The following is a 15,163-nucleotide window of genomic DNA, read 5'->3' as shown; positions in this document are numbered from 1 at the left end:
CTTCTGGGGCTATATTTCAAGGGCGATTTCTAAAAAAGATATAAAATTTATTTCAATGTATAGAATTTGTTCATATAAGATAAATTGAATTTTAACTCCATCACATTTCAATGTTGTATAGCGTGCAAATGATTTGGGGGGGCTGCTGTTTTGTACTTAAGCATCACCCCAAGCTACCTTATTGATGTAGATCAACCGCAACAGATCTAGGTCTATATGAGTATTTGCAGCCACAGACAGTTGCTAGTTGAGTGGACTTTAGCAGCTTTTAAATATTATTTTTATAATACATGCATAACGTAAACATGAATTCACTTTGATTGGACTATCTCTCCTGTGCTTTACAGCGTAAAATATTCCGTTCAATTTTAAGTATTAGGATAATGCATCTGTGCCAAATCAGTTAAATGTCGATCAATGGGTTATGGTACGAGATCGCCATCGTTTAAATCGACTGAAAAAAGGAAAAGATGCTCATCCTGAAAAATTCCAAGAACTGTTTGAGAAATCAAACCATCAAGTCAAAAAAAGATTAGCCAGCCTACCGACAATTAAACTCAATCAGGATCTACCGGTTACCCAGTATGCAGATAAACTGATTGAAGCGATTCAAAAGCATCAGATTATTATTGTTGCAGGGGAGACGGGTTCTGGTAAAACCACACAATTGCCACAGATCGCAATGCTTGCAGGTCGTGGCTTAACTGGGATGATTGGTCATACTCAGCCTCGTCGTTTGGCAGCACGAAGTGTATCGCAACGTATTGCTGAAGAAGTCGGTGAGAAGCTGGGTGAAAGCATCAGTTTTAAAGTGCGTTTTAATGAACAAGGATCAAATGATTCAATCGTTCGCTTAATGACGGACGGTATTCTTCTTGCTGAACTTTCTAATGATCGTTATTTAAATAAATATGACACGATTATTATTGATGAAGCGCATGAACGTTCATTAAACATTGATTTCATCATGGGTTACCTAAAACAACTGGTAAAAAAGCGCCCTGATTTAAAAATCATTATTACTTCAGCGACATTAGATGTGAATCGCTTTAGCGAATATTTTAATGGCGCACCGATTTTTGAAGTGGAAGGACGTAGCTTTCCAGTAGAACTGCGTTATCGTCCGATTTCTGAGATGACGATCAGCGGCAGTGATGATGATGACTTTGATGATTTTGAAGAAAATTTACCACGTGCAGTGGTACAAGCTGTAGAAGAATGTTTTAAGGATGCTGAATCTAAAGGACATCCTGAACATGCGGATATTCTTATTTTTTCAAGCACTGAACAAGAAATTCGAGAACTACAAGAGACCTTACAAAAATTTGGTCCTAAACACACGCAAATTTTACCGTTATATGCACGTTTAGCTTTAGCCGAACAGCAGAAAATCTTTAATCCCTCTGGTGGTGGGCGACGTATTATCATCGCGACCAACGTCGCTGAAACAGCATTGACTGTACCGAATATTCGTTATGTGATCGACAGTGGCTTTGCGCGTATTTCTCGCTATAACTATCGTTCACGGGTACAGCGTTTACCGATTGAAGCGATCTCTCAAGCTGCTGCAAATCAGCGTAAAGGCCGATGTGGTCGTATTACACCAGGTGTTTGCATTCGCTTATACAGTGAAGATGATTTTCAAAGTCGTCCAGATTTTACTGAACCCGAAATTAAACGCACCAATTTAGCATCGGTTATTTTACAGATGCAAAGTCTCGGTTTGGGTGCTGTAGAAGATTTTGATTTTATTGAGCCACCAGACCATCGTTTGGTCAATGATGGGCGTAAATTGCTGATTGAATTAGGTGCTATCCATGAAGTGCAAAATTCAAATAATCTTCCTCAAGCGGTTGCACAAAGTGAAAGTGCGGTTTCCCAACAGGGAGCTGTAGCTGGTGCTAAAGCAAAAAACCTTGCTCAACCTGTCACTAAAAAAGCCGAACTTCAAAACAACAGTTTAACCAAAATCGGTCTACAAATGGCAAAAATGCCTATAGACCCACGCCTTGCACGGATGATTCTCGGTGGTGCTCATTTTGGAGTACTGAATGAAGTTTTGATTATTGTTGCTGCGCTTGCAGTACAAGACCCACGAGAGCGTCCTGCTGATAAGCAAATGCAGGCAGATCAAAAACATGCGCTATTTAAAGAAGCAGATTCAGATTTTCTATTTTATATTAAACTGTGGAATACACTGACTGAAAATCGTGAAACTTTAAGTGAAAGCAAAAGACGTAATTTTGCCAAACAGCATTTTCTTAGCTGGTTGCGCTTACGCGAGTGGAAGAAAACGCATGAACAATTACTGGATTTAGCACAGGGCTTAAAACTTTCATTCAATGAAAAGACAGCCAGTTATGAAAATTTACATCGTGCTTTATTGACAGGATTATTGTCTTTTATTGCCAATAAAACTGACGAACGTAATATTTTTATGGCAGTTCGTCAGCAAAAAGCCCGAATTTTTCCTGCATCGACCTTACATAAAACCAATACCCCATGGGTGATGGCATTTGAAATGGTCGAAACCTCACAGGTGTATTTACGCACACTAGCAAAAATTGAGCCTGAGTGGATTCTTTTAGCTGCGCCTAACTTATTAAAACATCATTATTTTGAGCCACATTGGGCGAAAAAACCGGGTGTGGTCAATGCTTATGATCAGATTTCATTATTTGGGCTGATCATTGAACCGAAACGCGCCACCAATTATGAAAAAGTGGACCAATTGGCTGCGCATGAAATTTTCTTAAGAGATGCACTAACCACAGGAAACTTGGGAACAACCCCACCATTCTTAAAACACAACCTATTAAAGCTTGAAGAAGTTGAGCGTGTGGAAGACAAACTGCGTCGTCGTGATTTGGTTGTCGATGAAGAAACCATTTATCAGTTTTATGCCGCAAAAGTACCTACAGAAATTGCCAGTCGGCGTAGTTTTGAAGATTGGCGAGCAACAGTAGAGCCGCAGAATCCTCGTTATCTGTTTGTTGATGATGATGATTTATGGATGAATGACCGTCCAACCACGCAACAATTTCCAGATTATTTACATAATGGACAATTACGTTTAGCTGCCAGCTATCGTTTTGATCCAAGTCATGATGAAGATGGCGCAACAGTAAAAATTCCGGTACAAGCCTTAGCGCAAGTTGATGAAAATATTTGGTCTTGGGGAATTCCGGGTTGGCGTTTGGATTTAATCGAAGCGTTATTAAAAGCCTTACCAAAAGATAAACGTCGTAATTTGGTGCCGATCCCAGATACAGCCAATAAATTGATCAAAGCAGTCGATGCGCAACATTTGCATCAGCATATTTTTGAGTTTTTGGCATTTCAATTACGTGGTGAACAAATTACCAGTAAAGATTTTTCTTTTGAACGTATTGATCAGTACTTAATTCCATTTATCAAAGTAATTGATGAAAAAGGCCGCGTGATTGAAAAAGGCCGTGATCTTGCCGAACTCAAAGCACGTTGTCGAACTGAAACACACAGTCCCGTCAAACAGTTAAAAGGTGAGTTTACTACTTTCCCTGAAAGCTTTGTATTTGAGGCCTCTCAGAAAGTAACCGGAGTTGTAGTTAAACAATATCAGGCACTGGTCCCGAGCAAAGACTTTGCTAAGTTAGAGTTGAAAGATGACTCTGGTATTGTGATTCAGACTTTTAATGATCAAAGTGAAGCGATTAAGCAGCACCGTGAAGGCGTAATTCGTTTGATTCATATGCAATTGGGTGATTTGATTCGTCAATTGAAAAAGCAAATTTCCAAGCCACTGGCATTGGCATATTCTCCTTTGGGTGATAAAGCACAACTTGAGCAAATGTTGGTGTACGCAACATTACAAATGGCTATTCAAGATTTACCCATTAATGCTGAAGAATTTGCGATAGTCTTGGCAGATGTGAAAAAGTCATTTTTAAGTCATGGTCAGGAAGCATTAAAGCTGATCAGTGAAATTTATATTCAATGGCAGGAAATACGTCAGCAATTGCTGATGTTGGATCAAGACGTATTTGCTAAAAATATGAATGATATTGAAGATCAACTGGATTTAATGAACTTATCCAATTTTGTTTATTCAAAATCTTCCGATATTTGGCAGGAATATCCACGTTATTTAAAAGCATTGTTATTGCGTTTAGATCGATTGCCGAATAATCTAAATCGTGATGATGCTGCAATTAAAGAAGTCGATCCTTGGATGGATAAACTGTTTAAGTTTAAGTCGGATGTTCGTGTTAAAGAAGTCTACTTCATGGTTGAGGAACTACGTATTTCATTATTTTCTCAACCAATGAAAACCAAGATGCCGATTTCGTCAACCAGAATACAAAAAGTATGGGAAAAGCTTGGAATCAGTTAGAATAGAAATAATTTGAAATATTTGTGAATTTAAAAAGGAGTTTTACATGGGCATCCGTATTACAGGTACAGGTTTGTACCATCCTGAAGAAGTGATTACCAATGAAGAATTGGTGGATTGTTTAAATGCTTATGTGGAACAATTTAACAGTGAAAATGCTGAAAAAATTGAAGCGGGTGAAGTTGTTGCCCGTCGTGGTTCTAGTGCAGAATTTATTGAAAAAGCCTCAGGCGTAAAGCGTCGTTATGTCATTGAAAAATCAGGTGTCCTAGACATTAATCGCTTGCGTCCACGTTTAGAAGAACGTTCAGATGAAGAGCTTTCAATCCAAGCAGAATGGGGCGTAATTGCAGCAAAACAAGCGATGGAAAATGCAGGCGTAACTGCAGAAGACATCGATGTGGTGATTTTGGCTTGTTCAAATTTACAACGTGCTTATCCTGCTGTTGCAATTGAAATTCAAACTGCATTGGGTATTCAAGGCTATGCTTATGACATGAATGTGGCGTGTTCAGCTGCTACATTTGGTTTAAAACAAGCCTATGATGCTGTAAAAACGGGTGCACGTCGTGTGTTATTGGTTAATGTGGAAATTACCTCAGGCCATACTGACTATCGTTCACGTGACTGTCACTTTATTTTTGGTGATGTTGCAACAGCTTCAATTATTGAAGAAACGGACAGCAAAACAGGGTTTGAAATCGTAGATACCCATTTGTTTACCCAATTCTCTAATAACATCCGAAATAATTTTGGTTTCTTAAATGGTTCAGAATTAACTTCTCGTGATGATAAGCAATTCCGTCAAGATGGCCGCAAAGTATTTAAAGAAGTGTGTCCATTGGTTGCGAAAATTATTTCTACACAATTGGAAAAGAACAGTATTCAACCTGAAAATGTAAAACGTTTTTGGTTGCATCAAGCCAATGCCAATATGAATGAATTAATTTTAAAACTCATTGTCGGTAAAGAAGTTGCAGAAGCGGATCCTGATTTGGTACCAATCATTTTAGATGAGTTTGCCAATACGTCTTCAGCAGGTGTGATTATTGCATTACATCGTAGTGCGAATCAGGTGAATGATGGTGAATATGGTGTACTGTGTTCATTTGGTGCAGGTTATTCTGTGGGTTCCATCCTTGTGCAAAAGCATGTTGCTTAAATTATAACTTTATAAAAATTCCCCCCTTGCGCCGCGAAAAGCGCAGTTTAGCTACTTTGAAAAAGAGGGGGGATTGTCCAGAATTTAAGTTATTTTATTTGTGTAAAGCTCTTCCCTGAAAATGGAGGAGTCATATGCTTAAGGCTAAGATCAAATAATGTTGAAAAGTATTTTGTAGAGATACAGCATGACTGAAAAAACCTTGAAAATACGACACAACGCTAAACTGATTCGATTAATAAGTAGCTTACAGCGCTTTTACTTTCGTCCAACATTTTTAGGTACTGAAAATTTAGTGCCGAATAAACCAGCCATGTATGTCGGTAATCACACCATCTATGGTGTTTTAGATTCTCCGATTCTGATTGATTATTTATTTACAGAACATAAAATCGCAGTGGTCAGTTTAGCTGATCATATGCATTTTCATATTCCGATTTGGAAAGAAGTGGTTAAACGTGTCGGTGGGGTTGATGGCGTACAAGAATATGCCAAAGAAGCGATGCGACAAGGTTATTCGATTCTGGTTTTTCCAGGCGGCGGTCGAGAAGTCATTAAACGTAAAGGTGAAGCTTATCAACTGATCTGGAAGCAACGCTTTGGTTTCTTAAAGTTGGCTCAGGAATTTGGTTATGAAATTGCCCCTTTTGTGGCTTTAGGTGGTGATGAAGTTTTTGATTTAGCTTTTGATGTAAACGTACTGCTTAAACAAAAGTGGTTTAATAAAATATTATCAAATCCCAAAATAGGTTCATTGCTTAGACAAGGTGAAGTTATTCCTTCGATTCCGAAGCATATTATTCCAAAGCGAATCCCTTTTTATTTTAAATTTATGCCACGGTTATCTATTGACCAGATAGAAAACATGGATGATATGATTGTATTTCGTGATCAATTGCAAGCGAGCATTTATACTGAAATTGAGGCGTTAAAGTCCTATCGAGCACATGACTTGGAACAAAAAACCTAGAACAAAAAGCTTAGAACAAAAAACAATTTTTGAGATCGCATAATGTTTGAACTGCAAACCAATTTTAAACAGATACTTAAGCTCTTCAATCCGCGAACTCAACCCATTCAAAGTACTGTGACTTTTCTTCAAGATCCTTATTATCTCGAATTTTTAGGACAGTGTAGCGATACTGAAATTACCCCTGATATTGATTTATTTGGCTATGAAACTACGATAAAGGAAAACCAGTATTTCGCAGAGCATGTGGAAAATTTATCCCAACAACTATGGAAAATTGGTCGTACAGGTCAAGGTGATGAATGGTTTTTAGATCGGAATAGTTTTGATATTTTATTCTATGATCATGATTTAGGTATGGACTTAGATGAGAATTTAAAACGTGATCAGTTTCAGTCGATGCAAATCAACTTTTTTCAATTTTTACAATTTGCTTTACTTCTGCAAGCGTTGGAACAACACTTGGATAAAAATCCATTATCTACGATTGAGTTAGAGCAATTTCAAGATACCGTGAACCGTATCCATCCTGAACTTTTTTCACGTTATCCATTTGATTATTTATAAGTTATAAGTGTTACAATTGAACGATAAAATGAGTTTACTCACAATATAGAGGAATAAAAATGTATACAGCTTCATGCCTTTGTGGAGGTATTCAACTGAAAATTCATAGTGAAATCCCTCAAATATTTGTCTGCCATTGTCAGCAATGTCAAAAAGCCCAAGGTTCAGCATTTGTGGCGATTGCTCCTATCCAGACTAAAGATTTAGAGATTGTTCAAGGACAGGCATTGTTTCAAGAATATTATGCCTCTGAAAATAAAAAGCGAACGTTTTGTAAAAGATGTGCATCCCCATTATTTAGTGCGCGTTTAGACCTACCTGAGGTCGTGAGATTACGTGTAGGCATTGTAAATGAGCCTGTTCAAGGCAAGATTGTTTCACATGCGTTTACTGACAACAAAGCTGCTTGGTTTGAAATTTTGGATGATGCCCCACAATTTGCTCAAGCGCTTTGTTAAAGAGTGAAGTTATATGTGAACAACAAAAATGCTGGATATTTATTGTTTAAATAAGATTTTGTGCGCTATCTTACTTATTTTTAAGTATCTGAATTTTATATTTTTATAAATAATTCAGAAATCAGTTTAAGTCGTTTGTATATATAAATACCTTCTGTATAATTTTCAAAAAATACACTTTAAATCAATAGAAGGTATAAATGACAAGAATAGTCGTCGCTGCAAAACAAGACAAAATATTACTACAGGATTCTCAAGCAAAAACGGTCAGTTTAGATCAACCCGCTATTATTCAAATTGGTGTCACACAACAAGATGTGAAAACACTAGAGCGATTAGGCGATAAGCTGATTATTAGTTTAAATAATGGTGAGCAAATTGTTTTAGAGGGTTTTTTTCAAGCCAATTCAACCACAACGCATTCTCTAACGTTCCCCAAAGCAGATGGAAGTTTCTCACTTGCTCACTTTGATGCCAATGGAAAATTTACAGACTATAGCGGTTTGCAAAAACTCGACACTTTACTCTATGAAGGGGCCAATACTGCGGCTGTTCAACAAGTCTCTGCCTACGAAGATTCAACCCCTGAGTTTTCATTTTCAAATTTATTTTCATCAAGCGCAGTGAAAGCAGGTGTTGGTCTTGTTTCTGCAATTGGTTTAGGTTTGGCATTGCTTGATGATGGGGGCAGTAATCAATCAAAGGGTATTACCGACATTATTGCACCGAAAACCCCGACGGCAACTTTGAATGCAGAGGGGACTGAAATTAAGGGTACCGCTGAAGCGGGTGCGACTATTTATGTGATTGATAAAAACCAGAAAGTGATTGCCACAGCAGTGGTCGATAAAGATGGAAATTATTCTTTGACATTGCCAGAGGCTTTGCTAAACAACAATACTTATTATATCAATGCAAAAGACAAAGCTGGAAATGCCTCAACCTATACCTCGGTTGTTGGCACGAAAGATACCATTGCACCTAATGAGCCTCAAGGGCAGTTAAATGAGCAAGGAAATATTGTTACTGGTAAAGCAGAGGCGAATGCCACAATTAATGTATATGACCCAGCAGGTCACCTGATTGGTACTGCTAAAGCCAATGCACAGGGACAATTTTCTGTTGCCATTTCTCCTGCTTTAACCACAGGCCAGATCGGTACAGTCGAAGCGATTGATGCATCTGGAAATAAATCAGAAAAACATAATATTGAAGTGGGTAAAGATACTATCGCACCTGATCAACCCAAGTTTGAGGTATCTAAAGAAGGGACTTCAATACACGGAACCGCAGAAGCAAATGCTAAAGTGATTATTCAAGATTCAACAGGTGTGGTGATTGCAACGGGTACTGTAGATGCCAATGGTAAATTCAATATCACCATTTCTCCTGCTTTAGATGCAAGCAAGACTGGCAAAATTATTGTTGAAGATGCTGCTGGAAATAAGTCAAGTGCTGTAGAAATTAAAGCTGGACAAGATGTTTTAGCACCAGATAAACCCGTGGCCAATTTAAATGCTGAAGGCACTATGATCACGGGTACCGCTGAAGCAAACTCCAAAATTTCAGTCTATGACAGTGCAAATAAATTATTAGGCACAGCAACAACGGACGCAAACGGAAATTATTCTGTCACACTTTCAACAGCGTTGACTGAAGCAAAAGTCGGCAGTGTATATGCAACAGATGCAGCTGGAAATCAGTCAGCGCTTAGCTCTGTAACAGGTACCAAAGATGTAACCGCGCCTGCAAGTCCAAAAATCACAGATGTGGTTGATGATGTGGGGGCAACTGTAGGCTCTGTTGCTGCAAATGGGACGACAGATGACAAGCGCCCTGTGATTTCAGGAACAGGAGAAGCTGGGGCGACTTTGATTATTTATGATAATAATCAGGCAATTGGAAAGGTCACAGTCGGTGCAGATAGTAAATGGTCATTTAGTTTTGCTTATGATTTAACTCTGGGGAGTCACAGTATTACTACTGTACAAACGGATAAAGCAGGGAATACCAGTTTAGTGAGTGATGCTCGAACATTTACTGTAGTCGAAATCGCCGCAAAAATGGCAGTTTTTGATGAAGCCTTGGCTTTTCATGCTGATTTAGCTAATTCGAATATTGATTCAGTTAAAAGTGCTGATGCGATTGGGTCAGGTGTTTTAAATTCTGAGCCAGAAAGTAGCGCTCAAGTATTAGGGCAATCGACACCAATAGAAAATCAATTTTCGCAGCTCCATTCAAATGTTTCAGATTTAGATCATACTGCTATAGCTGGCAGTTCAGCTATTCTCAGTACAAGCATAGCGACTGTACTGCAAGATGCACTTGAGAATACCAAAGTTGACGATATCAAGGTAGCCAATACCAATTCTTATGACAGCACGGCCATTTCAGTCGATGAATTGTTGGCAAAGACTTCAGTTAATGATTTAACTACAAATCAGATTGATGATGTGCTTGCTCGAACAATTGATCAAAGTGCTACATCCGTTGTCGATGATGCTAAAAATACTGAATTGGTCGTTTTCAATAAAGCCGAAAATCTATCAGCGCAAGATATACCTGTATTGCAATCTGATCTGATCAAAGACTTGTTTGATCCACAATTACTGACCTTTTGATTGAAAATAACCAGATAAGCACCTACGGGTGCTTTTTATGGAAACCAGATTTTATAGCGCTTGTTTAGCTTAAAATTGATGCATAAGGCTTTCAAATAAACGCTGAATAATTTTTTCAGCGTTTATATTTTTATCTAAAACGTGAACTTATACATATAAAATACCCAATTTCAGGTATATCTCTCTATTCCCCCATTTGATCTAATGATTGATATTTGATCAAAAAGTAGATTTGGGGATTATCATGAATAAAATTTATAAAGTTATTTGGAATTCACAACTTAGGTGTTGGCAAGCCGTTTCAGAATTGGCAAAAAATCATAGCACTTCACAAAGTACTTTGGATCATAAAAACGCGCTGACGGGCACTGTTCAAAAAGTATCTGGGATAAATTTAATCCGATTGGCTTTTTGGGGGCTAGCTTTATTGCCATTATCGATTTATGCCGCAATTTCTAATACGGAACTGCCTACAGGCGCCAATATCACTCAAGGTTCAGCCAACATTTCCCAAAATGGCAACGTTTTAAATATTCATCAAAATAGTCAAAACCTTTCGACCAACTGGAATACTTTTAATATTGGTAAAGATGCGACGGTTAATTTTAATCAGCAAAACCAGTCATCTATAGCCATTAATCGGGTTTTGGATAGCAATGCATCGCAGATTATGGGGCGTTTAAATGCCAATGGGCAGGTGTTTTTACTCAATCCAAATGGTGTGGTTTTTTCTAAGACGGCTCAAGTGAATGTTGGCGGTTTGGTTGCTTCAACTTTAAGTTTGAACGATGCGGATATTCAAAATGGAAAATATACTTTAAAAGCCAATGCCAATAGCACAGCAACGATAGAAAATAACGGTACTATTCAAACTTTATCAGGTGGAACTGTTGCGCTGATTGCGCCCAATGTTAAAAATACCGGCTCTATTGTGACACCGAATGGCGTTACTCATCTCACTGCTGCCAGTCAAGTCACTCTTGCTTTACAGGATGGTTCACTCACCCAGTACCAAGTTGATCAAGGGGTATTCAAAGGTTTAGTAGACAATGGTGGTGCAATTCTTGCCGATAATGGGGCTGTATATTTAACTGCAAAAGCCAAAGACAGTTTAAGTAAAGCCGTGGTCAATCATAGTGGGATTATTGAAGCCAATCGCTTAAGCCAAAATGCCAAAGGTGAAATCATTCTGTTAGGTGATATGCAAAATGGTGAAACAAATGTCAGTGGCCTGCTTAAAGCTGAAGGGAAAAATGGTCAAGATGGTGGGTTTATTGAAACCTCCGCAGCTCAAGTAAAGATTGAGAATAGTACGGTGGTATCCTCTCATTCTGAGGGCGGGAAAATCGGAAACTGGTTGATCGACCCTACCGATTTCAGTATTAATTCGGGTAATGCATCAGCAAGCAGTAGCGGCATAGGCGCAACCACTTTAGCAAGCAGTCTTGCAACCAGTAATGTCATATTGCTAACTAGCTCTACGGGTAACCAAAAGGGTGATATCAATGTTAATGCTGATGTAACTTGGGGGAGTGCGACCAGTCTGACTTTAAATGCACAAAATGACATCAACATTAATGCCAATATCACAGCGACCAATAATAGTGGCAAACTTAATTTGATATATGGACAAAACACGGGCAATACCAGCGCAAATTATTATATTAACAATGGCGCAAAAATAAACTTAAAGGCTGGGCAGAATTTTAGTACCCAAAAAGGCACGGCTGCTACTATTAACTATCAAGTCATTACGGCTTTGGGTGCACAGGGTTCGACAACAAGTCAAGATTTACAAGGGATCAACGGGAACCTGAGTGGTAATTATGTGTTGGGTGCAGACATAGATGCCAGCAGTACGGCGCTGTGGAATGGTTATACCGGATTCGACCCAATTGGCTTTTATAATGCAAATTTGAGTCCAACGGATCTCTCACAGCAGGCTTTTCGTGGACGGTTTGATGGATTAGGTCATGCGATTAGTGGATTAAGTATTGACTCTATGTATCAGGGCATTGGACTGTTTGCGATTACGCATCAGGGTGCACTTATACAAAATGTTGGACTGAATAGTATAAGTTATTCGGGTTATGGAAAAACAGGCGGGATCGTGGGGATTAATCTAGGCACGATTAATAATGTTTATGTCAATGCAGGCTTAGTCACAGGTAATACCGAGCAGTATGGCGGATTGGTGGGTTGGAACTATAATTCAGGAAATATTTTAAATTCTTATGCCAATGTGACTGTAAAAGGAAAATATTCGAATAATAATTATATTGGCGGTCTGGTTGGTTATAGTGATGGTGTTGTAAGTTCTTCTTTTGCAACAGGCGCGGTGACAGGAAATAATTATGTTGGCGGTTTAATTGGTGCTATATCAGGACAAATTAACAATTCTTATGCAACAGGTACTGTTATTGGAAGTCAGTATGTTGGAGGATTGGTGGGTTTCAATGGTGGCAGTGTTGACAAAAATTATTCTTCTGGAAGTGTAACTGGGGGGCAGTATGTTGGTGGTCTTGTTGGTGGTGGTAATGGTACAACCACAAATAGTTTCTGGAACACCAGTACTTCTGGAAGAACAAGCAGTGCGGGTGGTGTAGGAAAAACCACAACAGAACTTCAGCAAATTTCTACTTTTGCAGGTTGGGATATTGATGATGCAGGTGGTACAGGAAAAGTTTGGCGTATTTATGAAGGACGATCTGCGCCGTTACTACGTCATTTCCTAAAACCCTTGGTCACAGAAATTGTCGCTAATTTTTCTGACAAAATTTATGATGGATCGATAGCTTCTGGAACACTGGCTTCAGGACTGAATTATAAAACAACCAGTAAAAATGCAGGGATTTATAGTTTAAATGATGGCTCAATTCTGATTAGTGGTGTTCCAATCGCGGCAAATACAACACAGTTTGGCGATGATGTAATTTATAAAGAAAATGGTGGTTCAGGTTCATTAACAATCGCGAAAAGAGATTTAAATATTAATGGCTTGAGCGCTGCTGATAAGGTCTATGATACATCAAAAGTAGCAACCTTATCGGGTACTGCGGGAGTGACAGTGCTGTCAGGTGATTCAGTGACACTTTCGGGTATTGGATTTGGATCATTTACTGATAAAAATGTGGGCAATAATAAAAATGTGATTGTGTCGGGTTATACGCTGACTGGAACAGATGCTTTAAATTACAACTTGCTACAGCCGACAAATCTTAAAGCCAGTATAACGCCTGCAGTTTTAACCATTAATGGAATAAGTGTTGCAGATAAAACGTATGATGGTTTGGCTATTGCAACCTTAAATGGCACTGCTTCAATCAATCCGTTTGCTGGAGACTTTGTTGGATTGACTGGTAGTGGTATAGGAACATTTACAGATAAGAATGCCGGGATCAGGTCTGTGATCGTAACAGGCTATAACTTAACAGGTGCGGATGCAGGAAATTATACTTTTAGTCAGCCTATAGGTTTAAGCGCCACAATTCATAAAGCACAAGCCATTGTAACGGCCAATAGTTTAAATACGGTCTATAACGGTAAAGATCAAACGGCTACTGGCTTTACTGCGACAGGTTTGGTCAATGGCGAAACTACAAGTGTATTGTCAGGTGTTTCTGCAACTGTCACAGGCAAAGATGCAGGCAAATACACCAACACAGTAACAGGTGTAGACAAGAACTATGATCTGACACTTATTGATGGCTCATTAGATATTGCGAAAGCGAAAGCCACCGTAACCGCCAATAGCGTATCAACCACCTATAACGGTAAAGATCAAACGGCTGTTGGCTTTAGTGCAACAGGCTTGGTCAATGGCGAAACTACAACTATATTGTCAGGTGTTTCAGCAACGGTGACTGCTAAAGATGCAGGTCAATATACCAATACCGCGACAGGTACAGATAAGAACTATGAGCTCAGTTTTGTTAATGGCTCTTTGGATATCGCCAAAGCCAAAGCCACTGTGACCGCCAATAGTTTAAATACCGTCTATAACGGTAAAGGTCAAACGGCTGCTGGCTTTAGCGCGACAGGTTTGGTCAATGGTGAAACAGAATCAGTACTCTCAGGCGTAAGTGCAACGGTGACTGCTAAAGATGCTGGCAAATACACCAATACCGCAACGGGTCTAGACAAGAACTATGAGTTAAGTTTTGTTGATGGTTCTTTGGATATCGCGAAAGCGAAAGTCACCGTAACCGCCAATAGTGTATCAACTACATATAACGGTAAAGATCAAACGGCTGCTGGCTTTACTGCAACTGGTTTAGTTAATGGTGAAACTGAATCTGTCTTATCAGGTGTTTCGGCAACTGTGACTGCTAAAGATGCTGGCAAATACACCAATAATGCAACAGGCATAGATAAAAACTACGAGCTAAGCTTTGTGGATGGTTCATTAGATATCGCCAAAGCTAAAGCCACTGTAACTGCCAATAGCGTATCAACCACCTATAACGGTAAGGATCAAACTGCTGCTGGTTTTACTGCAACAGGCTTAGTTAATGGTGAAACTGAATCAGTACTATCAGACGTAACTGCAACAGTTACTGCTAAAGATGCAGGTCAATACACCAGCACGGCAACGGGTCTAGACAAGAACTATGAGCTAAGCTTTGTTGATGGCTCTTTAGATATCGCGAAGGCTAAAGCCACCGTAACAGCCAATAGTGTATCAACTACTTATAACGGTAAAGATCAAACGGCTACTGGCTTTAGTGCGACAGGTTTGGTCAATAGTGAAACCGAATCGGTATTGTCAGGTGTAACTGCAACAGTGACTGCTAAAGATGCTGGCAAATACACCAATAGTGCGACAGGTATAGATAAAAACTATGAGTTAAGTTTTGTTGATGGCTCTTTAGATATCGCGAAAGCTAAAGCCACTGTCACCGCCAATAGTTTAAATACAGTCTATAACGGTAAAGACCAAACAGCTGCTGGTTTTACTGCAACAGGCTTGGTCAATGGCGAAACTGAATCAGTACTCTCAGGCGTAAGTGCAAC

General features: G+C 39.1%; 7 protein-coding genes. All 7 read left to right on the top strand.

Annotated features, from left to right (window positions below; translation table 11 throughout):
• The first annotated feature begins 391 nt into the window (after nucleotides 1-391).
• On the top strand, nucleotides 392-4,372 hold the full coding sequence (locus tag AC07WY_RS14285; RefSeq protein WP_494736562.1) for a DUF3418 domain-containing protein: 3,981 nt from the start codon (nucleotides 392-394) through the stop codon (nucleotides 4,370-4,372).
• Nucleotides 4,373-4,418: 46 nt separating this feature from the next.
• Complete coding sequence (locus AC07WY_RS14280; protein ID WP_494736561.1) at nucleotides 4,419-5,534, top strand: beta-ketoacyl-ACP synthase III; 1,116 nt, start codon at nucleotides 4,419-4,421, stop codon at nucleotides 5,532-5,534.
• A 187-nt stretch (nucleotides 5,535-5,721) separates the two neighbouring features.
• Nucleotides 5,722-6,504: a lysophospholipid acyltransferase family protein gene (locus AC07WY_RS14275; protein ID WP_494736560.1), complete on the top strand. Its 783-nt coding sequence runs from the start codon at nucleotides 5,722-5,724 to the stop codon at nucleotides 6,502-6,504.
• 42 nt (nucleotides 6,505-6,546) lie between these two features.
• Nucleotides 6,547-7,071, top strand: a complete 525-nt coding sequence (locus tag AC07WY_RS14270; protein ID WP_034612111.1) for a hypothetical protein — start codon at nucleotides 6,547-6,549, stop codon at nucleotides 7,069-7,071.
• A gap of 59 nt (nucleotides 7,072-7,130) precedes the next feature.
• A complete protein-coding gene (locus AC07WY_RS14265) occupies nucleotides 7,131-7,529 on the top strand; it encodes a GFA family protein (RefSeq protein ID WP_494736559.1) in 399 nt (132 codons plus the stop codon).
• Between the two features lie 200 nt (nucleotides 7,530-7,729).
• Nucleotides 7,730-10,150 (top strand): Ig-like repeat protein Blp2, encoded by a 2,421-nt coding sequence (blp2, locus tag AC07WY_RS14260; protein WP_494736558.1) that lies wholly within the window; start codon nucleotides 7,730-7,732, stop codon nucleotides 10,148-10,150.
• Between the two features lie 244 nt (nucleotides 10,151-10,394).
• Nucleotides 10,395-15,163 (top strand): MBG domain-containing protein (locus tag AC07WY_RS14255; protein WP_494736557.1); only part of this gene is annotated, 4,769 nt, incomplete at its 3' end.

The sequence above is a fragment of the Acinetobacter sp. GW821-FHT01C12 genome (assembly GCF_059422625.1).
This window is presented reverse-complemented; position numbering and strand designations above follow the sequence as displayed.